Below are 22076 nucleotides of genomic sequence, written 5' to 3'. Positions count from 1 at the left end.
GCAACTCGCCACGCCGCTTATTTCACGCCCTGAATTTCACACGCCGAACTGCGCGCGATAGGCTTTCACCGCCTCCAGATGCGCGGCCATCTCCGGTTTTTCGGCCAGATAGGTAATCAGATCTTCCAGAGTGATGATCGACGTAACCTTGCACTGGTAGTCGCGTTCCACTTCCTGAATGGCGGACAGTTCGCCGCGGCCGCGTTCCTGACGGTCCAGCGCGATCAGCACGCCCGCCAGCGTCGCCCCCTGTGCGGCGATGATTTCCATCGACTCGCGGATGGCGGTGCCGGCGGTAATCACATCGTCCACCAGCATGATGCGGCCTTTCAGCGGGCTGCCGACCAGATTGCCGCCCTCGCCATGATACTTGGCTTCCTTACGGTTGAAGCAGTACGGCACGTCGCGGTCGTGGTGCTCCGCCAGCGCCACCGCAGTGGTGGTGGCAATCGGAATGCCCTTGTAGGCCGGCCCGAACAAGACGTCGAATTCGACGGCGGCGTCCACCAGCGCCTCGGCATAAAAGCGCCCCAGCAACGCCAGATCGCGCCCGGTGTTGAACAGCCCGGCATTAAAGAAATAAGGGCTGATACGCCCGGATTTCAGGGTAAATTCGCCGAACTTCAATACCTGCTTGCTGAGTGCGAATTCGATAAACTGGCGCTGGTAGGCTTTCATGACTCCCTCTCCTGTAACGACCGCGGGGCGCCCCGCCGTCCTGACGACATAGCATAAAAAAATGATGGCATAAAAAAGCGACCACTGGGGTCGCTTTGAAAAATCAGTCGGCCAGTGCGGCCTTCTGCGCGTTGACAATATCTTCGATGCCCCGGCGCGCCAGCGCCAGCAACGACAACAACTCATCGTGGCTGAACGGCTCGCCCTCGGCGGTGCCCTGCACCTCGATCATACGGCCGTCTTCGGTCATCACCACGTTCATGTCGGTTTCCGCCGCGGAGTCTTCCACGTATTCCAGGTCGCACACCGCTTCGCCGTTGACGATCCCGACCGATACCGCCGCCACCATGCCTTTCAGCGGGCTGGTTTTCAGCTTGCCGCTGGCCACCATGCCATTCAGCGCGTCGGCCAACGCCACACAGGCGCCGGTGATGGACGCGGTACGGGTGCCGCCATCGGCCTGCAGCACATCGCAATCCAGCGTAATGGTGTATTCACCCAATTTGTTCAGATCGACCGCGGCGCGCAGCGAACGGGCGATCAGGCGCTGGATTTCCAGCGTGCGGCCGCCCTGCTTGCCTTTCGCCGCTTCACGGGCGTTACGGCTGTGAGTAGAACGCGGCAGCATACCGTATTCAGCGGTAATCCAGCCTTGTCCCTGACCTTTCAGAAAACGCGGTACCCCTTCTTCCACCGTGGCGTTGCACAATACCTTGGTATCGCCAAACTCAACCAGCACCGATCCTTCGGCATGTTTGGTGTAGTGGCGGGTTAATGTAAGAGGGCGGATTTGCTGGGCATTTCGGCCTGTTGGGCGCATGGCTCGTCTCCGGGCAGGTTCATTAAACTGGCGCGCATTATACGGTCTTCCCCCTGCCCTGCCTACCGCCAGTCACGATTAAAATTTCATCAATTTTTCCGCCGCCATCCGCCTCACTGGCTGGAGAGCCGCGGCCCGGCCATGTAGAATGCGGGCATTGTCTATCCGCTGGCCGTTGATGCCCATGAGTGACCCAGCCGCTTCACCCACTTCACCGACGTCGTCCGACAAGAAAATCCCCTGGCAGCAGCAGGGCTCGACGCCGGATTACCGCTTTTCGCTGGCCAACGAGCGTACTTTTCTGGCCTGGATCCGCACCGCGCTGGCGTTTCTGGCGGGCGCGGTCGCCATTGACCAGTTTGCGCCCACGCTGGCGCCGCCCGCCGTCCGGGGCGGCATTGCGGTGGTGCTGTCGCTGGCGGCGGCGCTGCTGGCGTGGATGGCTTATCGACGCTGGGCCGACAACGAGCGGGCGATGCGCACCGGGCAAGCGCTGCCTTATACCCGTATGCTGATTATCATCGCCAGCTGCGTGAGCGCCATTTCCGTCGCGCTGGCGTTGGTTATCCTGCTGCTGTAGGCCGCCATGATTCCCTCTGCCGATACCCCGCCGCGCGATCCGGGTCTGCAGCCTGAACGTACGCGGCTTGCCTGGTCGCGGACCGCTTTTGTGCTGCTGGTCAACAGCGTACTGCTGTTGAAAGCCGGATCGATGAAAAGCCAGCCGCTGATGCTGGTTGTCGGGCTGTTTCTGCTGCTGATGACGCTGATTACCTATATCTGGTCACGCCTGCGGTTGCGCGCCCTGTTGCGCAGCGGCTACCCCTGTACCCGGCAATTAATGTGGATGATGCGGCTACTGATGCTGACGGTGGTGGCAACCGCACTGAGTCTGCTGCTCGGGCTGGTGGTCTTCTACACGTAATCCGCGAAGCGTTTTCCTACTGATGTAAAAGATTTTGATCTGCCTGTTTCGACATAACCCGCCGCTATACCCTGCCGGCATTTGCAAACACTATTCCTTAAATAACAATAAATTAAATAAAATCACACCTATAACGTCAGGTTATACCCCACCCATAAACAAGCATTCGTCAGGAAAAAAGCATCGTGGAATAGTCTTAGACATCACCTTTATGCAACCACTATGCAACCACGGATAAGACATCATGCTGATTCCACAACCTTACCTGCTTTTTCTTGGCGACGTGACCGACCCGCTGGCGGTGAAAACGGCGCGCGGCATTCACACCTGGCGCCCCGAACAGTGCGTAGGTCAGCTGCGCCTGCCGGGCAGCACGGTGTCGCTGGGGCTCGATGATCTGGATATTCCGTCCGCCGTGGCGCGCGGCGCCAAAACGCTGGTGCTGGGCACCGCCAACGCCGGCGGTTTTCTGCCGCCGCACTGGCTGGATACCGTGCGCGCCGCTATCGAAGCCGGCATGAACGTCGCCAACGGCCTGCATCAGCGCCTGATCGACGTCCCCGGTTTGCAGGCGCTGGCGGAACAGCATCAGGTACAGCTGTTCGATATTCGCCACCTGCGCCCGGAACTGACCGTCGGCAGCGGCAAAAAACGCAGCGGCAAGCGTGTGCTGACCGTCGGCACCGACTGCTCGGTCGGTAAGATGTACACCTCGCTGGCGCTGGAATCCGCCATGCGCGCGCAGGGTCTGAAAGCCGATTTTCGCGCCACCGGCCAGACCGGAGTGCTGGTCGCCGGCGACGGCATCGCCATTGACGCGGTAATCGCCGACTTCATCGCCGGCGCGGCGGAAGCGCTGTCTCCGGCCAACGACGACGACCACTGGGATATCGTCGAAGGCCAGGGATCGCTGTTTCATCCGTCCTACGCCGGGGTGACCACCGGTCTTATCCACGGCGCACAGCCGCACTGGCTGGTGATGTGCCACGAAATGGGCCGCCCGCACATGCGCCACCTGCCCCATCAGCCGATGGTGGAACTGGGCGACTGCGTGGACGCCAACCTGCGCGCCGCCCGCGTCACCAATCCGGACGTACAGTTGGCCGGTTTCGCCATCAACACCTCCAACTATGGCGAACAGGAAGCGCGCGATTACTGCCGTGACCTGAGCGAACGCTTTGGCGTGCCGGCCACCGACCCGATCCGCTTCGGTATCGATGACATTGCGACGCTGCTGAAAACCCGGGGGTAAGCCCATGCGACAGATGCAAATCGAAACCGTGGAATTGCCGCTGGCTCGTCCTTTCGCCATCTCCCGCGGCACCCGCACCGCCGTCACGGTGGTGCGGGTCACGCTGGAAGAGCGCGGCTTTATCGGTCGGGGAGAATGCACCCCCACCGCGCACTATCAGGAAACCGCCGACAGCGTGACCCGCCAGTTGGAAACCGTGCGTCAGGCGGTGGAAAACGGCATCGGCCTGGAAGCATTGCAGCAGTCGTTGCCGCCGGGCTCCGCCCGCAACGCGCTGGACTGCGCCCTATGGCGGCTGAACGCCGCGCTGGCCAGACAGACGCTGTGGCAGCACCTCGCCATTGCGCCGCCGCAGTCGATCATCACCGCCGAGACCCTGAGTCTCGACAGCGTGGAAAACATGGCGAACGCCGCCAAAGACGCGGTCTCCCGCGGCGCGCTGTTGCTGAAAATCAAGCTCGACCGGGAGCAGATTCTGGAAAAAGTGGCGGCGATTCGCCAGTCCGCGCCCAACGTGACGCTGATTGTGGACGCCAACGAAGCCTGGGGCGGACTGGAACTGGAGCCGCTGCTGCGCCAGCTTGCCGCGCATCGCATCGCGATGGTGGAGCAGCCGCTGCCCGCCGGGCAGGACAGCGCGCTGGCGACGTTTGAACACGCCATTCCGGTGTGCGCCGACGAAAGCTGCCATCACCGCGGCGACATCGCCGCCCTGCACGACCGCTACGAAATGATCAACATCAAGCTGGACAAGTGCGGCGGGCTGACCGAAGCGCTGGCGATGGTGGCGGAAGCACGCCAGTACGACATGCGCATCATGGTGGGCTGCATGCTCGGCTCCTCGCTGGCGATGGAAGCCGCCATGCCGGCGGCGCTGGCCGCCGAACACGTGGATCTGGACGGCCCGATCTGGCTGGCGGCGGACAGCTCGCCGTACCTGACGTATAACCTCGGCCGCATCTGGCTGTGACAGAACCTACCGGAGTGACGATGACGGATACCACCTCAACCGCAATCCCTGCTGCGATCGCGTCCGACCCGGCGCCGCAACCGGTGCTGGAGATCGATGACCTGAGCGTTAGCTTCAGCGGCCGCTCCGGCACCCATCTGGCGCTCAAGGGTGTCTCTTTCAGCCTCAACAAAGGGGAAGTGGTGGCGGTGGTCGGCGAGAGTGGCTCCGGCAAGTCGGTCACCTCTCTGACGGTAATGGGGCTGCTGGCCGCTTCCGCCCGCATTGAACGCGGCGGTATCCGCTTTATCGATAGCGCCGGTCGCCGCCACGACCTGCTGAACATGAAGGACGACGCCCGCCGTCGGCTGCGCGGCCGCGATATGGCGATGATCTTTCAGGAGCCGATGACCTCGCTCAACCCGGTGCTGAAAGTGGGCGACCAGCTCACCGAGGCGTTGCTGGATCACCAGATGTGCGACGCCGCCAGCGCCGACAACAAAGCGCGCGAGCTGCTGCGCAAGGTGCGCATCGCCGACATCGACCGGGTGATGGACAGCTACCCGCACTCGCTGTCCGGCGGCATGCGCCAGCGGGTGATGATCGCTCAGGCGCTCGCCTGCGACCCGCAGTTGCTGATCGCCGACGAACCCACCACCGCGCTGGATGTCACGGTGCAGGCGCGCATCCTGCAAATCCTGCGCGACCTGCAACGCCAGAGCAACATGTCGGTGTTGTTCATCACCCACGACATGGGCGTGGTAGCGGAAATCGCCGACCGCGTGGTGGTGATGTACCGCGGCGAGGTAGTGGAACAGGGAACGGTGGACGCCATTTTCAACCGCCCGCAGCACGACTACACCAAAGCGCTGCTGGCGGCGGTGCCGCGGCTGGGCGACATGCGCGACAGCGCCTGGCCCCGCCGTTTCCCGCTGCTGGGGCAGCAAAGCGCCGCGCCCGAACAGGACCATACCACCGCGCGTTATGACGCGCCGCCGCTGCTCGATATCCGCGGTCTGAAAGTCTATTACCCGATACGCAGCGGCATTCTCTCCTCCGTCACCCACCGGGTACATGCGGTGGAGCAGATCGATTTCGCCGTCTGGCCGGGCGAAACGCTGGCGATCGTCGGCGAATCCGGCTGCGGCAAATCCACCACCGGGCGGGCCTTGCTGCGTCTGGTGGAAAGCCAGACCGACAGCCTGCTGTTCGACGGGCAGGAAATCGCCAGCCTGCGCGACCGCGACTTCCAGCCGCTGCGCCGCAAAATGCAGATGGTGTTTCAGGACCCGTATGCCTCGCTCAACCCGCGTCTGACCGTCGGTTTCACCATCGCCGAGCCGCTGCTGCTGCACGGGCTGGTGAAATCGCTGGAAGACGCCACGCCGCAGGTACAGGCGCTGCTGAAAAGCGTCGGCCTGCAACCGGAACACGCCCAGCGCTATCCGCACGAATTTTCCGGCGGCCAGCGCCAGCGTATCGCCATCGCCCGCGCTATGGCGCTGCAACCGCAGGTGATCATCGCCGACGAGGCGGTGTCGGCGCTGGACGTGTCGATTCAGGCGCAGGTGGTCAACCTGATGATGGATTTACAGCAGAAAACTGGCGTGTCGTGGATTTTCATCTCCCACGACATGGCGGTGGTGGAACGCATCGCCAACCGCGTGGCGGTGATGTACCTCGGTCAGATCGTGGAAATCGGCCCGCGCCAGTCGGTATTCAACAATCCGCAGCATCCGTATACCCGACGCCTGCTGGCTTCGGTGCCGATCGCCGACCCCGGCCGCCGCTATGCGCGCGAGCTGGACGACAGCGAAATTCCCTCGCCGCTGCGCAAGGCGAACGAGGTGGTGGAAAAAGCCCGTTACCGCGAAGTCGCCCCGCACCATTGGGTGAGCGAAGCCGGGCTCGGACCGTCCGCCAGTAGTAAATCGTAGTTAGTTATAAACCGTAGTTAGTTATAAACCGTAGTTAGTTGTAAATCGTAGTGCCGTCCAACACCAGGGACACCTCACGTCACTGTGAGCGATAACAAACCGTCATACACGAACGGTTGATTACATCATAAAAAACAAAAAGTTAATAAAAGCAGCAATCACAACCAGCAACACACACCATTTACAGGAGACACCATGAAACCGTTACTATCCACAGTAACTTCACGCCGTTCCGCTGTCGCTCTTGGGCTGTCATTGTGTCTGGCCGCTGCGGCTCAGGCACAGGATCTGCGCATTTCCATGTATGCCGATATTACCGGGCTGGACCCGCACGATACCTCGGACACCCTGAGCTACTCCATCCAGAGCGGGATCTTCGAGCGTCTGTTCCAGTTCGACAACCAGATGAAACTGGTACCGCGGCTGGCCACCGGTTACACCGGCAACGCCGACGCCACCGAATTCACCATCACCCTGCGCGAAGGCGTCACCTTCCAGGACGGCACGCCGTTCAACGCCGATGCGGTGAAAGCCAACCTCGACCGTCTGGCCGACCAGACCAAAGGGCTCAAGCGCAACAGCCTGTTCAACATGATCAAAAGCGTGACGGTACTGTCGCCGACGCAGGTGAAAATCGAGCTGAACAAATCCTTCGGCGCCTTCGTCAACACGCTGGCCCACCCGTCGGCGGTGATGCACAGCCCGGCGGCGCTGAAACAGTATCCGGACGAAACCCAGCTGCGCGTGCATCCGGTCGGCACCGGCCCGTTCAAGTTCTCCGAATGGCAGCAGGGTAAAGACGTCAAGCTGGTGAAATACGACAACTACTGGCAGAAAGGCTGGCCGAAAGTCGACAGCGTGACCTTCTACCCGTCGCCGGAAGACGCCACCCGCGTCGCGGCGCTGAAATCCGGTCAGTCCGACGCCATCTACCCGCTGCCGTCCGACCTGGTAAGCACGGTGGAAGGCGACGCCAAGCTGGCTATCCAGCGTGACCCCAGCATCTATCTGTACTACATGGCGATCAACACCCAGCACGCGCCGCTGAACGACGTGCGTGTGCGTCAGGCGCTGAACTACGCCATCAACCGTACCATCTGGCTGAAAGTCGGCTTTGCCGGCATGGGCTTGCCCGCCGCCTCCGCCATGGCGCCGCGCGTACAGTTCTTCACCAGCCAGAGCGAACCGAACTACACCTACAGCCCGGCCAAGGCCAAAGAACTGCTGAAGGAAGCCGGCTACGAAAAAGGGCTGGAGCTGAAACTGTGGACCACCAACACCACCGCCGCGGTGCGTAGCGCCCAGTTCTTCAAACAGCAGCTGGAACAAGTCGGCATCAAGGCGACCGTCACCCCGATGGACTCCGGCGCGCGCAACGAAAAACTGTGGGGCGTGAAAGACCCGAAACAGGCCGAGTTTGACCTGTACTACGGCGGCTGGTCGCCGTCCACCGGCGATGCCGACTGGGCGCTGCGTCCGCTGTTCGCTACCGAGTCCTGGGTGCCGAAAGCCTACAACGTCTCTTACTACAGCAACCCGGACGTGGACAAAGCCATCATGGCCGGTCTGGCGACTCCGGATAACGACAAACGCGCCGCCGCTTACGCCGATGCTCAGAAGCTGATCTGGAAAGACGCGCCGGTGGTGTTCCTGGGCGTGCCGGACAACCTGGTGGGCAAAGTGAAAAATCTGTCCGGCGTTTACATGCTGGCTGACGGTTCGCTGATCTTCGATCAGGCTGAGTTCAAGTAATCGCACAGGGGATCGCCATGTTTGCTTATATCGTCCGACGTTTGCTGGAAATGATCCCGGTCTTGCTGGTGATCTCCCTGTTGGTGTTCGGTTTTATCAAGCTGTTACCGGGTGACCCGGCGCGGATCTACGCCGGCCCCGACGCCCCCATCGAGGCGGTGGAAGCCGCCCGTGAGCGTCTGGGGTTGAACGATCCGCTGCCGCAGCAGTACCTCAACTGGCTGGATGGGCTGGTGCACGGCGATCTCGGCATCACCTACCGCACCCAACAGCCGGTGCTGACGGTCATCCAGAAAAGTTTTATGCCGACGCTGTGGCTGGCGTTGGCCGGTTTCGCCTGGTCGGTGATCCTCGGACTGCTGATCGGCGTGTTTGCCGCGCTTAAACGCGGCAAATGGCAGGACTGGTCGCTGATGAGTCTGGCGGTGGGTGGTATCTCGATGCCGCCGTTCTGGCTCGGCCTGCTGCTGATCCAGTTCGTCGCCATGCCGTTCGGCGTGTTCTCGGTCAGCGGCTACAACAAACCGGCCGACATCATCCTGCCCGCGCTGACGCTGGGCGCCTCGGTGGCCGCAGTGATGGCGCGTTTTACCCGTTCCGCCTTCCTGGAAGTGATGCAGGAAGATTATGTACGCACCGCCCGCGCCAAAGGGCTGCGCCAGCGGCTGATCGTCTGGAAACACGTGATGCGCAACGCGCTGATTCCAGTTATCACCATGCTCGGGTTGCAGTTCGGTTTTCTGCTGGGCGGCTCCATCGTGGTGGAAAGCGTGTTCAACTGGCCGGGGCTCGGCTGGCTGCTGATCGAATCCATCAAGACGCAGGATCAGCCGGTGATTCAGGCGCTGGTGATGCTGTTCGTGTTTGAATTTATTCTGATTAATCTGCTGGTCGACCTGCTGTACGCGGTGGTGAACCCGGCCATTCGTCTGCGTTAGGAGCTGCGATGAACACTTCTCAAGAGCCGACCGTGGCGACCTCATCCGCCCTGAACGACAGCGCGATTCGTTCACCGTGGCGTGATTTTCTGCATGCGTTCATCCGCAACCCGATGGCGCTGGCTTCCGGCGGTTTTGTCCTGCTGCTGGTGCTGGTGGCGGTGTTCGCCCCCTGGCTGGCGCCCTGGAATCCGATGGATCCGGACTGGATGGCGCTCGGCGAGGCGCCGACCACCAGCCACTGGATGGGCACCGACGATCTGGGCCGCGACGTAATGAGCCGCATTATTTACGGCGCGCGCATCTCGCTCTACATCGGCATCGTCTCGGTTACGCTCGGTATGCTGGCGGGCATCGCCCTCGGTTTGCTGGCGGGCTATTATGGCCGCAGCATCGACATGCTGATCATGCGCGGTTGCGACGTACTGTTCGCCTTTCCCGGCATGCTGCTGGCGATCGCGGTGGTGGCGATCCTCGGCCCCGGCCTCAATAACGTGATTATCGCGGTGGCGGTGTTCAGCGTGCCGGTGTTCGCCCGTATCGTGCGCGCCTCCACGCTGTCGCTCAAACAGGCCGCCTATGTCGAAGCGGTACGCTGCGCCGGCGCGCCGGACCGGGTGATTCTGCTGCGCCATATTCTGCCCGGCACGCTGTCGAACGTGATCGTTTATTTCACCATGCGCATCGGCACCAGTATCCTGACCGCGGCCGGCCTGAGTTTTATCGGCCTGGGGCCAGAGCCGGACGTGCCCGAGTGGGGCAACATTCTGGCGATGAGCCGTAGCATGATGATGGCGGGACAATGGCACGTCAGCGTGTTCCCCGGTCTGGCGATCTTCTGCACCGTGCTGGCGTTCAACCTGCTGGGCGACGCGCTGCGCGATACGCTGGACCCGAAACTGAAAAGCTGAGCAAACACACCATGACATGTTACCAACAGGCACGACTGGCGCCGCTGCTGCAACGCTGGCGCTCGGAACGACAGCTCGGCACGCCGCGTACGCCGCTCGGCCCGCACAATCGCCTGAGCGACGTGCCCGGCGTGCGGGTCGGCCACCATACACTGGCGCAGGGCGAGATTCAGACCGGCGTCACCGCCATCGTGCCGCCCGGCGATAACCTGTTTATACAACCGTTGCCCTGCGGCGCCGCGGTGCTCAACGGCTTCGCCAAACCGGTGGGGCTGGTGCAGATTGAAGAGCTGGGACGATTGCAGACACCTATCCTGCTCAGCAACACCCTGTCGGTCGGCACGCTGTTTACCACGCTGGTGCGCGACGCCATTGGCCGTAATCCGGAACTGGGCCGTAGCTTGCCGACCGTCAACCCGCTGGCGCTGGAGTGCAACGACGGCTGGCTCAACGATATTCAGGCGCTGGCGGTCAGCGAAGAGATGGCGCGCGCGGCGCTGGATAACGCCACGGCCGATTTCGCCCGCGGCAGCGTCGGCGCCGGGCGCGGCATGAGCTGCTTTGCGCTCAAAGGCGGCATCGGCACCGCCTCCCGGCTGATTCCGGAACTGAACGCCACCCTCGGCGTGCTGGTGCTGGCCAATTTCGGCACCCTCTCCGCCCTGACGCTGGACGGCGTACAGGTCGGCGAGGCGATCGCGCCGCTGCTGCCGGAACTGGCGCCCCAGCGCGACGCCGGTTCCATCATCATTATTATGGCCACCGACGCCGCGCTGGATGCCCGTCAGTTGACCCGCATCGCCCGTCGCGCCGGCGCCGGTCTTGGGCGGCTCGGCAGCTACTGGGGGCACGGCTCCGGCGATATCGCGGTGGCCTTTTCCACCCAGCCGACGCCCCAACCGCCGGAAGACGCACAGCTGGAAGCGCTGCTCAATGCGGCGGCCGACGCCACCGAACACGCGGTGCTGGATGCCCTGCTGCAGGCAGAGGCCGTCACCGGTTTTCGCGGCCACCATCGCCCGGCCCTGACGCAGGTGCTGGACCGTCTGGCACAGGATTTCCCCGCATAACCGCCTGATGAAACAGGCGCTAAGGACGCTGACATGAAAGTATTTATTTCTGCGGATATCGAAGGCATCGCGGGCGTGATGCGCCCGGAACAGTGCAGCCCCGGCACACCGGAATACCAGTTAGCCCGCGGGCTGATGGAGCAGGAGGTGAACGCCGCCATTGAAGGCGCCTTCGCCGGCGGCGCCAGCGAAGTGGTCGTCGCCGACAGCCACGCCGCCATGACCAACCTACGCGCCGAGAATATCGACCCGCGCGCCCGGCTGGTGCAGGGCAAACCGCGCGGTTTGTCGATGGTGGAAGGCTTACAACAGCAACAGTTCGATGGCCTGATGTTCATCGGCTACCACAGCGCCGCCGGAGAACACGGCGTGCTGGCGCACACCATCAACGGCCGGGCGTTTTATCGGGTGCGCATCAACGGCGAAGTGATGGGCGAAAGCGATATCTACGCCGCCGCCGGCGCGGAACTGAACACCCCGCTGTGGCTGGTGAGCGGCGACGATACGCTGCAAACCTGGATCAATCGTTACTACCCGGCGGCGGACTACGCCTGCGTCAAGCGCGCCATTTCCCAGACCGCAGCGGAGTCGCTGAGTCCGGAAGCGGCGCGCAACGCCATCCGGCTGGCGGCGACCCAGGCGGTGCAAAAAGCGCATAAAGAGACAACCACCCGCCTGCAGCCGCCGTATGCACTGGAGCTGATGGTCGCCAAACCGGTGCTGGCAGACCTGTTCTGCCTGATTCCAGGCGTCGTCCGCAAAGACGCGATCACCGTCGGCTATCAATCCCCGACCATCGCGCCGATCGTCAGCCTGCTGGGTGCCTTTTCCTATCTGGCGACCACGCAAAACTAAGCGCTCAGTGCACTAAAGGAAGAAAAGATGAAACCGGTCATTGTGATTCATGGCGGCGCAGGCGCATTAAGCCGCACGGCGATGGACAGCGAGAAAGAACAGCGCTATCGCGCCGCGTTGCAGGCGATTGTGAACCGTGGGCAGGAAATTCTGGCCGCCAACGGCAGCGCGCTGGATGCGGTCACCGAAGCGGTGCGTATGCTGGAAGAGTGCCCGCTGTTCAATGCGGGTAAAGGGGCGGTGTTTACCCACCTCGGCACCCACGAACTGGACGCCAGCATCATGGACGGCCGTTCGCTGGAAGCAGGCGCCATCGCCGGTGTTAACCATATCCGCAACCCGATTCTGGCGGCCCGCGCGGTGCTGGAGCGCAGTCCGCATGTGATGTTCACCGCCGACGGCGCCGAAACCTTCGCCCGCGAGCAGGGGCTGGAAATGGTCGAACCGGACTTTTTCTCCACCGACGAGCGTTACCAGCAGTTGCTGAAAGCGCAGGCGGGCGACGGCAAGATCCTGCTGGATCACGACGGCGAACGTCAGGCGCAGGGCGCCGATCCGCTCGATCCGGATCGCAAATTCGGCACCGTTGGCGCGGTAGCGCTGGACGCAGCCGGTAACCTGGCGGCGGCGACCTCCACCGGCGGCATGACCAACAAACGCGCCGGGCGTGTCGGCGACTCGCCGATCGTCGGCGCAGGCTGTTACGCCAACAACCGCACCGTCGCCGTCTCCTGCACCGGCACCGGCGAAGTGTTCATGCGCACCGTCGCCGCTTACGACATCTCGGCGTTGATGGAATACGGCAACCTGCCGCTGTCGCAGGCCGCCGACAAAGTCGTTATGGAAAAAGTGCTGGCGCTGGGCGGTAGCGGCGGGCTGATCGCCGTCGACCATCAGGGCAACATCGCGCTGCCGTTCAACAGCGAAGGCATGTACCGCGGTTACGGTTACGTCGGCGAAGACGCGGTAGTGGGGATTTATCGGTAACAACGATCCCCGTCGTGTCTGCATATTAGTCAGGCTATATCCCACACCATTTATTCACTGGCGGATATCTGCCACAGTGGCGAATCTAGACCTTGTACCAGACTCGCCATTTTTACCCGTCAGTACCTCAATTTTCTGTCAGTCACCAGCCACTCACGTTTTATAATAACGATAACCCACTGGGCAGTGGATGATCGCGGATATCCAGCTCGCCGCCAGTGGTTAAAGCCACAATAAGTAACATGTAATTACTGTAATTATATAAATAATTATAATATTATTTAGATGGGTATATGTTATTACGGAAAGTAAGGATAAGGCATGCCTCGTATTGTTTTTCATCATATTGATAAGTGCGCAGGCACGTCTCTTCTAAAGTATTTACAAAATTTTTTTCCGTCCGATGAGTGTATTTATTTAGAAGAACACACCGATTGGATGGGCGCCGGTGACATCGAGCTGGACCCAAATCGGTTGGCACGTGCGCGTTTTATTCATGTTCCATTCAGCAGCAGGATTTGGCCGGATCACATATCGAATGCGGCAACGCTGTGCTTTTTACGAGACCCGCTGGACAGGCTGGTATCTAACTGGTGGATGGTGCATCGTTGGACTGACGAAGAAGCAGCGGCTTTCCCTGATGGTGAACTGATCCGTGATTTGGCCCGCAATAATCCGGCATTATTCTTTTCCTCCAACCACCCACAGTGCCAATACCTTAACTGGAACCGAATCAGTCGCCATCTGGCATGCGCGCCCCATGAGTACCGGGAAGCCTGGCGAGCGGGTTCTCTCGATAGTAAGGATTTTCGGGCGTTCGTCCGGCAGCGGGCAGAGAAAACGCTGCGCTCGCTTTCCTTTATTGGCTTCAAAGAGGACTTTGGGCGCTCGCTCTCCGCGCTGCAATTATGGCTGGCGCTCCCTCTCGATCGGCCGCAGCCGCTCAATATACACGCCAGTGACCAGCAAAAGCCGAACTTAAGCGAAGAGGCGATAGCAGCTGCCAATCGGATGATTGATATTGATCAGGAAATCGTTGCTATTGCCCGCGAACTTTACGACGAGCAAATGGCGCGTTTCCAGGCGACCTATGGCGTGGATTTTGCGAGCGCCGTTGAGGATAACTACCGCAAAGCCTTGATTCGCCCGGCTGGCTGGACTGTGGTGGACATGTCGCAACCATTGAATGGAACGGGGTGGCATTGCCGTGAGCAGAATGACCGCAAATTCAGCCGCTGGATTGGCCCGACGCCGACTGCGACAATCGATATTCCATTCCGCAAGGACCGGGATATTCTGGTGCGATTTAGGGTCACGAACATACTGTCTACACGCCAGGTCGACGAACTTACATTGAAGGTCGATGACTATGCCGCGCCCCTGCATCGGTGGTCAGAAAGTACGTTCGTTGTGGTTTTTGATGCGCTTATACCGCAGCAAGAACTAAACCAAGCTAACGACATTCTGCGGCTGACGATTGACTGCGCCGAAACAATTACCATGGACACGTCAAACGATGGTCGTCAGCTCGGCCTTGAGATCTGTGAGATTGAAGTCGGTCCATCGGATGCCTTCATACTCCAGTCACCGGGTACGCCTGCTAACGCGCGCGGTCTGCGGGGAATATCAACCAGCAGAAACGATTGATGCAATAACGCCTTCACACCAACGTAAACCCCAACATCCATGCTGTCGGCCCTTCCACCCTATGGAAGGCCACAGCATGGCTGCCGCTTCAACAAGCGGATTGCCTGCCGTTATTTGACCCATTCTTTTTGAATAGCCTGAATATGCTAATTAAAAGCAGGCAATCAGTCGTTTGATTATCAAGTTAGAAACTGCCGATCGTTCGCCTCTCATTTTTTCGAGGCTAATATATGTAATGAGAATCAATATTTATTATTGGCGGCGATTATTGTTAGTAGCTGTGACCATCGTTGTCACCTTAATTTCTGCGGGAACATATCGATTTATTGAGGTGCCGGGAAATATGCTCGGAAAAAAATTACTCAGAACCGATACCTTAACTAGTTCGGGTTCAGAAAAGGGAAAGCGACAGCCGGGTAAATCGGCCTGAAACAGATTTGAACGCGGCTTTTGCAATCAGCTGATATCGCTTTTGATGAAGTGATGATCATCATGGCGGAGGGGAGAGCTCTCCCCCTCCGCCATTGGGCATAGGTTAATCATCGTCTTTGCTGATTAGGGCTGGTCGAAGCAAAAAGACCAGATCACGGCTAAATAGTAATCAAAAAACCGCGTCACCCGCGCTGATACCGCACCACCCGGCTGCGATTAAGCAATAAAGTCAGATAGCCGTCTTGTACCAGCAGCGAGAAGCGTTTTTCCCACGGGCCGTCCTGTACCGTGGCGAGCGCGCGGCCGTTGCCGAGCGATTGCAGAGAGCCGGCAATCGCCGCCGGGCCGAGTCCCATCACGATACTATCGCCGTCAATCACCAGTTCGCTGCGCGTGTCCGGCCAGTACCAGCGGCCTTGCAGTTGCGCCATGCTGTTGTCGGCCTCCACCGGCAGAAAGCGGCACGGCGCGTGACCGATTTCCCCTTCGATCGCCATGCCGTGCTGCCGCAGCTTCATCGGCAGATGGCTGGACAGCGACACCGTCACACCCGGCGTCTCACTGCGATACAGCGTTTCGGTCGCGCCCAGCCAGCAGGCGCCCGGGCCTTTCACCTCCAGCCAGTGGCCACCCTGCTCCGCCGCGTACAGCCCCGGCGTCAGGTCATGCCCGCGCGCCGGCAGCGGCTGGTCCAGCAAGGCGGACATCACCCGCAGCACGCTGTCGTAGGTGGCGACATCTTCCCGGTTGGCGACCAGCGCCACCCCGACCTGCAATACCGGGTCAAGCAGGAAGTAACTCTTATAACCCGCGTGAGAGCCGCCATGCCCCACCAGCAACGCATCGCCGATGCGACTGTGCGCCACGCCCAGCCCGTAACCGGTGACGCGGCCGTCGCTCAGGCAACGCGGCTGAGACAGGCGCGCCAGCACGCCTTCGCCCGGCCCCTGATTCATCAGCAGCGACTGCAGCCAGACCGTTAAATCGCGCACGTTGCCGGTAACGCAACCGGACGTGGACAGGTGCAGCCCGGCGCAGGACAACTGCCAGCCCTGCGGCGATGGCCAGTAGCCCGGCACCAGTCCGGGCACGATATCAAACCAGGTTTCCGGCGCGCTGAGCGCAATCCCCAGCGGCTGGTTGATGTGCTGGCGCAGCAGGTCGGCGAAATAGATGCCTTTGGCTTTCAGCGCTTCCTCCACCAGCCGGTAGCCGGTGTTGGTGTAGGAGATCTCGCTGCCTGCAGGGTAATTCAGACAGCCATTGTCCGCCAGAAACGCCAGCAGACTGTCGGCCGAGGTGGCGTTGTACACCGACAACCCCAGCAGCGACAGGCTTTCACGCACATCCGGCAGGCCGGAGGTCATGTCCAGCGCCTGCCCGACCGTCACCTTGCCGTTCTCGCCGGTCAGTTGCGGCAGATGCCGGCTGAGCGGGTCGGTCAGCGCAAGCTGCGAGCTGGCGGCCCCTGTCACCAGCGAGGCAAACAGATGCTTGGTGACCGAGGCGAAACGCACCACGCTCTGGGTGGTGAATGGCGTTTGCTGCGCCAGATCCGCCAGCCCGCCGCAGCAGGCGGCGCGAATCTGCTCGCCGTCGAACAGCGTGATGGCGCCGCCCGGCTGGCCGGGCTGATTCCAGGACTGGGTGATTGCGCGCGCCTCATCGACGGCACGCTGCCAGTGTAATCTCATGCCGGTTCCTCCAGCGTCATGCTTAAATCATACAGCTCCGCCGTGTGCGGATGATGCAGGTTGCGCGAGCGCAAATGCTCCACGCTGAGCTGTTCCACCATCTCGCCATGTTGCATCACGCCGACGCGCTGACACAGATGGGACACCACCGCCAGATTATGGCTGACCATGATGTAGGTGAGCCTACGCTCCTGACGCAGGTCTGTCAGCAGATTGAGGATTTCCGCCTGCACCGACACGTCCAGCGCCGAGGTCGGTTCATCCAGCAGCAGCACTTCCGGCTCGGCGATCAGCGCGCGGGCAATCGCCACCCGCTGGCGCTGGCCGCCGGAGAGCTGGTGGGGAAAGCGAAAGCGCGCCGCGGCGGGCAAGCCCACTTCTTCCAGCGCCCGGGTAATACGCTGCTCGGCGCGATCGAAGCGGTGCACCAGCAGCGGCTCATGCAAAATGCGATCGATGGTCTGGCGCGGATGCAACGATCCGTACGGATCCTGAAACACCATCTGCACCTGACGGAAAAAGCTGCGATCCCGCCGCGCCGACTGCGCCATGCCGCCAAACTCGATACGTCCGCGCCACTGGGTATTTAACCCGGCCAGCGCGCGCAAAATGGTGGACTTGCCGGAGCCGCTTTCGCCGACCATACCGAAGCTGTCGCCGCTTTCCAGCGCGAAGGACACCCCTTTCACTACCTCGACGCCGCCGAAGGCGATACGCAGGTTTTCTACTTTAATCATGCGTTGCACCCGTCATCATGCGTTACACCCGTCATGCGTTACACTCATCATGCACTCCACCCATCATGCAGTTCTCCAGGCCGGGTCGCGCTGCAACACCGGCAGTCGATCGCGCGGATGTTTCAGCGACGGCAGGCAGGCCAACAGCCCCTGGGTATACGGATGCTGCGCCTGTAACAGTTCGCTGGCCTGCAACATCTCGACGATCCGCCCGGCGTACATCACCGCCACCCGATCGCAGAAATGCGACACCAGCGGCAGATCGTGACTGATCAGGATCAATCCCATGCCGCGCTGCGATACCAGATCATCGATCAGACACAGGATCTCCGCCTGCACCGTGGCGTCCAGCGCCGAAGTCGGTTCATCGGCGATCAGCAGTTCCGGGTCGGGCGCCAGCATCATGGCGATCATCACCCTCTGCCCCATGCCGCCCGACACTTCGTGCGGGTAACACGTCGCCACCCGCTGCGGATCGCGAATGCGCACCTGATTCAGCAGATCAATGGCGGCGTCCATCGCCGCGCGGCGGCTACCGCCTTTGTGCTCGCGCCAGGCTTCCGCCACCTGCTGGCCGATGGTCATCACCGGATTCAGCGAGTACTTCGGGTCTTGCAGGATAAAGCCGACCCGCTTGCCGCGAATCTGGCGTAACGTTTTCTCGCCGGCGCCGCGCAGGTCGATGCCGTCAAAACTCAGTTTGTCGGCCTGAATGCGGGCGCTGCCCGGCAGTAACTGCATCAGGCTGCGTGCGGTCAGCGACTTGCCGGAGCCGCTTTCGCCGACGATGGCGAACTTCTCCTTGCCGACGCTGAAGCTGACGCCGCGCACCGCCTCAAAAGTTTCCGTCCGGTTGGCGAACGCGATACGGAGGTTCTCAATTTCCACCAGCATTTAGCGCTCCTTCGGGTCCAGCAGATCGCGCAGGCCGTCGCCGAGAAAGTTGAAGGCCAGCGAGGTGAGGAAAATGGCGATACAGGGCACCAGCGGCACCCACCAGGCGTTGAACAGGAAACGGCGCGCGGTGGCGATCATGGTGCCCCATTCAGGTGACGGCGGCTGCGCGCCCATGCCGAGGAAACCCAGGCTGGCGGCGGTGATGATGATGGAGCTCATGTCCAGCGTCACCCGCACAATCAGGCTCGGCACGCACAGCGGCATGATGTGGCGCAGAATAATACGCAGCGGCGCGGCGCCGGTCAGGCGGCAGGCGGCGATAAAATCGGTGTGGCGAAACTGCAGCGTCTCCGCCCGCGCCAGCCGCGCATACGGCGGCCAGGCGGTGAGCGCAATCGCCAGAATGGCGCTTTCCACCCCCGGTTTCAGCGCCGCCACAAACGCCAGCGCCAGCACCAGCCGCGGAAACGCCAGAAAGATATCGGTCAGCCGCATCAGGATTTTATCAAGCAACCCACCGGCGTAACCGGCGATACAGCCGACCAGCAGACCGATCGGCGCGGTCAGCGCCACCACCGCAATCACCATGCCCAGCGTGGTGCGACCGCCATATAAAATACGGCTGAATACATCGCGCCCCAGTTCATCAGTACCCAGCCAATGCGCAGCGGACGGCGCCGCCAGCCGGTTGGACAAGTTCTGAAAACCGGGGTCGTACGGCGTCAGCCAGGGCGCGGCCAGCGACAACAGCATGACTGCGGCGATGATGATCAACCCCAGCATCGCCATCGGATTGGTGCGAAACCCCAGCCACAGGCGGTAACGCTGCCCCCACACCGCCTGACGGCGTGTGCTGGGCGTTTCGTCGAGCAACCAGGCTCGTGAGACAAGAAAACTCATGTTACGCGGGGATCCAAAAGTCGATAGAGAATGTCAGCCAGCAGGTTCAGCAGCACGTAGGTCGCGCCCACCAGCAATGTGGCGCCCACCACCGGGTTCATGTCCGCATTGAGCAGCGCGGTAGTGAGGTACTGGCCCAGTCCCGGCCAGGAGAATACGTTTTCCGTCACCACCGCGCCTTCCAGCAGCCCGGCGTAGGTCAGCGCCAGCACCGTCACCAGTTGCACCGCCACCGTGGGGAAAGCATGCCGCCAGACGACCCGACGGGACGACAGCCCTTTGGCGCGGGCGGTGATCACGAACTCGCCGCCGAGCGCATTGAGCATGAAAGTACGGGTCATGCGGGTGATGTAGGCCATACTGAAATACGCCAGAATCAGCACCGGCTGCACCATGTGCGCCAGCGCATCGCGCAACGCGTCATAGTCGCCCGCCAGCAGCGAGTCCACCGTCAGCAGCCCGGTGACGTGCGGCACCATGTCCTGAAAGATGATGTCCTGCCGCCCCGGCCCCGGCGCAATGCCCAGCACCGCGTAGAAAATCAGCAGGCTCAGCAGCGCCAGCACAAACACCGGCAGCGAATGCCCGGCCAGACAGACGACGCGGATGGTTTGATCCACCCAGCGTCCTTGTCGCACCGCCGCCCACACCCCGAGCGGAATGCCGACCAACGCCGCGACGATGATCGCGGCGGTCGCCAGTTCCAGCGTGGCGGGGAAGTAGCGGGCGATATCGGTGGTCACCGGATTAGAGGTCAGCACCGAGCGACCCAGATCGCCGTGCAGCAGTTGGTTCAGGTAGTGGCCGTACTGCATCCACAGGGGCTGATCCAGCCCCATTTCCTGACGTACCCGCTCCACCACCGCCTGGGGCGCATTGTCCCCGACGGCGGCGAGCACCGGGTCGGTCGGCATGATACGACCGATGAAGAAGGTCAGCACCGATAACCCCAGCAGGGTCAGCAACAGGCTGCCGAGCGTACTGCAAAAACGGATCAGTATCTGCATCAGGCTTTCTTCACCTGCTGGTAAGGCACTTTGCTCAATACCGTCATGGTGACGCCGCTGAGGTTCTTACGGCAGGCCAGCGTTTTCTCATCCTGCATCATCAGCGTGAACGGGCTCAGTTCGCGGTGGTTGCGTTGCAGGGTTTCGTACAGCGCGATGCGTTTGGCCGGGTCCTGCTCATGCAGCGCCTGTTCGGTCAACTGGTTGAATTTTTCATCCGACCAGCCGCAACGCCAGGCCAGCGTGCGATTGCGGGCGCCGTCGCTGTTGTCGGTATTGACGCAGAAGGCTTCGGCGTTGGAGTTCGGGTCGAAATAGTCCGCTCCCCACACCGTCAGCGCCAGTTGCTGCTGGCGGGCGCGCATTTTAGTGAGTACCTGACGGTTTTCCGCCGCAATCAGCTTCACCTTGATGCCGATAGCGCCAAGCTGGGTCTGGATCGCCTGCGCAATATCCGGATGCGGCTGGGCGGAGTAGTGATCCATCGTAATCTCAAAGCCGTCCGGATAACCGGCGTCTTTCAGCAACGCTTTGGCTTTGGCGACATCCAGATGGAACGGGGTGTCGTCCAGCGCCGCCGGAAAACCGCCCGGCAGGAAGCTCTGATGCACCTTGTGCGTCAGCGGCAGAATGTTTTTCTGGATGCTGTCGTAGTCCAGCGCCCACTTGATAGCCTGCCACACCTGCGGTTTTTTCAGGAATTCGTTGGCGGTGTTACAGGACAGCAGCATCACGCTGGCGATGCTCTGACGCACCAGATGGTAGTTACTGTCGTTCACCAGCGGGCGAATCTGCTCGGTGGTCAGGTTGCGGGCGATATCCACGTCCCCTTTCTGCAGCATCAGCAACTGGGCGGACGGGTCGACGATGTGCTTGAGCAGGACGCGCTTAAAGGCGTTGTCAGTCGGGAAGTGATCGTTCTTCTGCAGGATGATGCTTTCGCTGGCTTTCCAGCTCACCAGCGAGAACGGGCCGGAGCCGGCGCTGTTCTGTTTCAGCCATTGGTTGCCCAGATCGTTGTTCTGCTGATTAGCCAGCGCCGCCTTTTTCTGCACGATGCTGCCCACCGGCGCAGACAGGCAGTACAGCAGGAAGGTTTCCGCCGCCGGCTTATCCAGGCTTATCACCAGCGTTTTTTCATCCGGCGCGGTGATGTGCTGCTCCACGTTGTCTTTGGTAAAACCGAACTGGTTGATGATGAACGCCGGGCTCTTGTCCAGCTTGACCGCGCGCTGCAACGAGAAGGCGGCATCGTCGGCGGTAACCGGCGAACCGTCGGCGAATTTGGCTTTCGGATTGAGGTGGAAGGTGAAGGTTTTGCTGTCGTTGCCAACCTCCCAACTGACGGCCAGATCGCCAATCACCTCTTGCGGGTTGGCCGGGTTTGGCATCACCAGACGCTGGTACAGGTTGCCGATGATTTCGGTCCCTACCGCCTCAAACCCTTCCTGCGGGTCGAGACTGGTCATGTTATCGAGCTGCATCGCCATCACCAGCATGGACGGCGGCGTATCGGCAAACGCGGTGTTCAGATTGAGCCAGGACAGGAAAGGCACGGTAGCGCAACCGGCAAGAAAACGTCTTCTGGTGACCATTAATCCCCCAAGTGTCTGATTTTAAAATAAAATAAAATATATTTTTTCTGTCTGCGGCTTGACAGATATCACAGGCGCTGGCTTAAATGGTGC

The 22076-nt window shown here is 61.2% G+C and carries 20 protein-coding genes; 12 read left to right on the top strand and 8 right to left on the bottom strand.

Going from position 1 to position 22076, the window contains the following annotated elements; translation table 11 throughout:
- Window positions 1–36: 36 nt before the first annotated feature.
- Together pyrE and rph are read right to left on the bottom strand one after the other, a co-directional pair.
- Window positions 37–678: an orotate phosphoribosyltransferase gene (gene pyrE, locus CVE23_RS00780; RefSeq protein WP_100848678.1), complete on the bottom strand. Its 642-nt coding sequence runs from the start codon at window positions 676–678 to the stop codon at window positions 37–39.
- A gap of 103 nt (window positions 679–781) precedes the next feature.
- Window positions 782–1498, bottom strand: coding sequence for a ribonuclease PH (rph, locus tag CVE23_RS00775; protein WP_033568040.1), 717 nt, complete (start codon window positions 1496–1498; stop codon window positions 782–784).
- A 178-nt stretch (window positions 1499–1676) separates the two neighbouring features.
- On the opposite strand from rph, the gene CVE23_RS00770 reads away from it, so the two are divergent.
- The 12 genes from CVE23_RS00770 to CVE23_RS00715 all read left to right on the top strand — a co-directional run bounded on the left by CVE23_RS00770 (window position 1677) and on the right by CVE23_RS00715 (window position 14721).
- On the top strand, window positions 1677–2078 hold the full coding sequence (locus CVE23_RS00770) for a YidH family protein (RefSeq protein WP_049842701.1): 402 nt from the start codon (window positions 1677–1679) through the stop codon (window positions 2076–2078).
- A 6-nt stretch (window positions 2079–2084) separates the two neighbouring features.
- On the top strand, window positions 2085–2423 hold the full coding sequence (locus CVE23_RS00765) for a DUF202 domain-containing protein (protein WP_038920571.1): 339 nt from the start codon (window positions 2085–2087) through the stop codon (window positions 2421–2423).
- A gap of 244 nt (window positions 2424–2667) precedes the next feature.
- A complete protein-coding gene (gene dgcN / locus CVE23_RS00760) occupies window positions 2668–3675 on the top strand; it encodes an N-acetyltransferase DgcN (protein ID WP_038663531.1) in 1008 nt (335 codons plus the stop codon).
- 4 nt (window positions 3676–3679) lie between these two features.
- A complete protein-coding gene (gene dgcA, locus CVE23_RS00755; protein ID WP_100848677.1) occupies window positions 3680–4645 on the top strand; it encodes an N-acetyl-D-Glu racemase DgcA in 966 nt (321 codons plus the stop codon).
- A 20-nt stretch (window positions 4646–4665) separates the two neighbouring features.
- On the top strand, window positions 4666–6561 hold the full coding sequence (locus CVE23_RS00750) for an ABC transporter ATP-binding protein (protein WP_100848676.1): 1896 nt from the start codon (window positions 4666–4668) through the stop codon (window positions 6559–6561).
- A gap of 195 nt (window positions 6562–6756) precedes the next feature.
- Complete coding sequence (locus tag CVE23_RS00745; RefSeq protein ID WP_038920573.1) at window positions 6757–8313, top strand: glutathione ABC transporter substrate-binding protein; 1557 nt, start codon at window positions 6757–6759, stop codon at window positions 8311–8313.
- Window positions 8314–8330: 17 nt separating this feature from the next.
- A complete protein-coding gene (locus tag CVE23_RS00740; RefSeq protein ID WP_038920574.1) occupies window positions 8331–9251 on the top strand; it encodes an ABC transporter permease in 921 nt (306 codons plus the stop codon).
- 8 nt (window positions 9252–9259) lie between these two features.
- Window positions 9260–10162 (top strand): ABC transporter permease subunit, encoded by a 903-nt coding sequence (locus CVE23_RS00735; RefSeq protein WP_038920575.1) that lies wholly within the window; start codon window positions 9260–9262, stop codon window positions 10160–10162.
- A gap of 11 nt (window positions 10163–10173) precedes the next feature.
- Entirely contained in the window at window positions 10174–11232 is a 1059-nt protein-coding gene (locus tag CVE23_RS00730; protein ID WP_100848675.1) for a DmpA family aminopeptidase, read from the top strand.
- 33 nt (window positions 11233–11265) lie between these two features.
- A complete protein-coding gene (locus tag CVE23_RS00725) occupies window positions 11266–12087 on the top strand; it encodes a M55 family metallopeptidase (protein ID WP_038920577.1) in 822 nt (273 codons plus the stop codon).
- Between the two features lie 27 nt (window positions 12088–12114).
- The gene (locus CVE23_RS00720) at window positions 12115–13074 is read left to right on the top strand and encodes an isoaspartyl peptidase/L-asparaginase family protein (protein ID WP_100848674.1); all 960 of its coding nucleotides are present in this window, start codon (window positions 12115–12117) and stop codon (window positions 13072–13074) included.
- A gap of 321 nt (window positions 13075–13395) precedes the next feature.
- Window positions 13396–14721: a sulfotransferase family 2 domain-containing protein gene (locus tag CVE23_RS00715; RefSeq protein ID WP_100848673.1), complete on the top strand. Its 1326-nt coding sequence runs from the start codon at window positions 13396–13398 to the stop codon at window positions 14719–14721.
- A gap of 614 nt (window positions 14722–15335) precedes the next feature.
- On the opposite strand, the gene CVE23_RS00710 is transcribed toward CVE23_RS00715, so the two are convergent.
- From CVE23_RS00710 to CVE23_RS00685, 6 genes are all read right to left on the bottom strand, one after another.
- Window positions 15336–16847 (bottom strand): serine hydrolase domain-containing protein, encoded by a 1512-nt coding sequence (locus CVE23_RS00710; RefSeq protein ID WP_100848672.1) that lies wholly within the window; start codon window positions 16845–16847, stop codon window positions 15336–15338.
- Window positions 16844–17584 (bottom strand): ABC transporter ATP-binding protein, encoded by a 741-nt coding sequence (locus tag CVE23_RS00705; RefSeq protein WP_038920581.1) that lies wholly within the window; start codon window positions 17582–17584, stop codon window positions 16844–16846. The genes CVE23_RS00710 and CVE23_RS00705 overlap by 4 nt, the downstream gene beginning before the upstream one ends.
- Before the next feature lie 63 nt (window positions 17585–17647).
- Window positions 17648–18478: an ABC transporter ATP-binding protein gene (locus CVE23_RS00700; RefSeq protein WP_100848671.1), complete on the bottom strand. Its 831-nt coding sequence runs from the start codon at window positions 18476–18478 to the stop codon at window positions 17648–17650.
- Complete coding sequence (locus CVE23_RS00695; RefSeq protein WP_038663569.1) at window positions 18479–19381, bottom strand: ABC transporter permease; 903 nt, start codon at window positions 19379–19381, stop codon at window positions 18479–18481.
- On the bottom strand, window positions 19378–20388 hold the full coding sequence (locus tag CVE23_RS00690) for an ABC transporter permease (protein WP_038920583.1): 1011 nt from the start codon (window positions 20386–20388) through the stop codon (window positions 19378–19380). Before CVE23_RS00690 ends, CVE23_RS00695 begins: the two co-directional genes overlap by 4 nt.
- The gene (locus tag CVE23_RS00685; RefSeq protein WP_049855311.1) at window positions 20388–21983 is read right to left on the bottom strand and encodes an ABC transporter substrate-binding protein; all 1596 of its coding nucleotides are present in this window, start codon (window positions 21981–21983) and stop codon (window positions 20388–20390) included. Before CVE23_RS00685 ends, CVE23_RS00690 begins: the two co-directional genes overlap by 1 nt.
- Between the last annotated feature and the right edge of the window lie 93 nt (window positions 21984–22076).

The sequence above is a fragment of the Dickeya fangzhongdai genome, from assembly GCF_002812485.1.
Taxonomy (GTDB): domain Bacteria; phylum Pseudomonadota; class Gammaproteobacteria; order Enterobacterales; family Enterobacteriaceae; genus Dickeya; species Dickeya fangzhongdai.
This window is presented reverse-complemented; position numbering and strand designations above follow the sequence as displayed.